This window comes from Enterococcus sp. H57 (genome assembly GCF_003112495.1).
GTDB lineage: Bacteria > Bacillota > Bacilli > Lactobacillales > Enterococcaceae > Enterococcus_B > Enterococcus_B faecium.
This window is the reverse complement of the sequence record NZ_BEHC01000030.1, coordinates 1-1,858: the sequence shown is the minus strand read 5'-3', so window position 1 is coordinate 1,858 and position 1,858 is coordinate 1. Positions and strand designations below refer to the sequence as shown.

Here is a 1,858-nt window from a genome sequence, read left to right as displayed (position 1 = left end):
TCCGAGGAGGCTCATTGTCAAGGACAATCGGAATAGCATACGGAAAGAAGTTCTGCACCTTATAAAATTTGTCAAAAAAACTGTTGCCATTCCATAAAGATTGATTAATAAGCTATCTTCGATTGCTAAAAAGAAAACTTCTGAATCCCACACCTTATAAAAATCTTTGACAAATCTATTCGAAGGATCGAATTTAAACCATAATTGTGTCTCATTAAAAAGCATAACCATTACTCCAATCAGTTTTTAAACTTAGTTTCTACCTCTAATATATATCGAGTTTTTATTTTGCCTTCAGAGAATACCGTTTCTTTTTTTGCAGTTACAGGTTGTTTATTTTCAGAAAAAGCTAATATAGCTAAGATTGAAACATCCATCTGGAATTTATCTTTTTTGCTGCTTTGCTCATAAAAGTCTGCATATTCGTCACTGATATTTTTTCTAATAAATTCTTCCATCATAAAAATCACCTCAAAACGATTATACGAACTTACGTTCTTGTTGTAAAGCGATATTTGAGGGGCAAAAAGGGGGCAAAAATGCGTTTACCTTTGATATATCTCAGATTGAACATAGTGTTTATTATATGTCGGTATTATTGATTTATAGCTGTTTTGAAGGTATTAGATACATAATAGATTATAGTGGTTTTGTTTACGTGCATTACACGGAAAAGCTGCTCGTATCAAAGAAATCAGAAGATAAACACGGAAAACTTCCTTGGAAATCTGAAATCTGTGAAAAGTCCTTGTATATCAAGGGCTTTTTCTTTTTTCTCTATCACAGTTTTTAGCCATTTTTGGCTGTTTTGGACCATTTTTCACTCATATTCCCCCGAATTGTCCTAGATTGTCCGACATTGACTATCAGTGTCGTCAAAATAGGGCAAAATTTAGTAGTCAGCTTGACGACAAATATAATACGAAAAATACCAAAACATTTACCGAATTTAGCAACTTTTGAACCCGAGTTTCTTAAAGGGTCAGCTATTAGCAAAAAAGGCAAAACATGTGCTTTTCTATTAAAAAGTTGATGTGATAGGCTTCTATCTAAATAAATTTTAGGAGTTTTTATCGTGAAGCAAAATGATGGACGTATCATTTGGAAAAATCAAAGTGATTTAAAACTGATTTTAACAATTAATGAATTCATCGAAAAACACGGAATTAAATCTAGCCGTCAATACCAGAAAAAGCTAGCAGAAAATCCAAATTCTGCACCAAGCATGTGGTTCATTAACAAAAAATATGGATCATGGGAGAATTTATTGATTAGTATAGGAAAAGAAAATACTGATTATGGAAAATGGTCTAGAATGTCAGAACAAGAATTATTGGAAATAGTAGAATCTTTTATTAAGTGTGAGAAGATAAGTTCTCAGCGAATGTACGAAAAAAAATCAGTAGAGAAGGACATTCCTTCACTTAGCACTGTTAAAAAGCGGTTAGGAGATATACGGCCTCTTTTTAAAGTGAAAAATGAGAAACCTAGTTTTACTGATTTTGAACTGCTGTTAGAACTAAAAAATGAAATAATCCGCTTGGACTTACAAGATGATTTATCAATGACAAAGTTTCGAAAATTAGTTCAATCCCCAAAACTACCGTCAGTTGATACAATCATGAAAAGAACAAACAAAAATTGGGAGGAATTAATGACAGAGATAGGATTTGATTATCGAAGAATCAAAATCTATAAGCAGAGAAACAACCTATCCAAGACAAAGAAAACTAAATAGTAGCACTCTAAATCAGACGTTCAAAATGTAGTGACCCCCAAAAGTTAGACTTTTTTGGAGTGGAGAAATCCACTCCTTTTTTCATGCTCTAAAATGATATTTTTACACAACCGTTGCGGT

Annotated in this window: 2 protein-coding genes and 1 pseudogene; 1 reads left to right on the top strand and 2 read right to left on the bottom strand. The window is 32.5% G+C overall.

Annotation, left to right across the window (positions count from 1 at the left end):
• Both DIZ30_RS13670 and DIZ30_RS06940 read right to left on the bottom strand, forming a co-directional pair.
• Positions 1-225, bottom strand: a pseudogene (locus tag DIZ30_RS13670) (DUF5960 family protein); the annotation flags it as partial.
• Positions 226-239: 14 nt separating this feature from the next.
• Positions 240-461: a hypothetical protein gene (locus DIZ30_RS06940; protein ID WP_002351578.1), complete on the bottom strand. Its 222-nt coding sequence runs from the start codon at positions 459-461 to the stop codon at positions 240-242.
• 614 nt (positions 462-1,075) lie between these two features.
• On the opposite strand from DIZ30_RS06940, the gene DIZ30_RS06935 reads away from it, so the two are divergent.
• Positions 1,076-1,738, top strand: a complete 663-nt coding sequence (locus tag DIZ30_RS06935) for a hypothetical protein (RefSeq protein WP_010718223.1) — start codon at positions 1,076-1,078, stop codon at positions 1,736-1,738.
• The last annotated feature ends 120 nt before the right edge of the window (positions 1,739-1,858 follow it).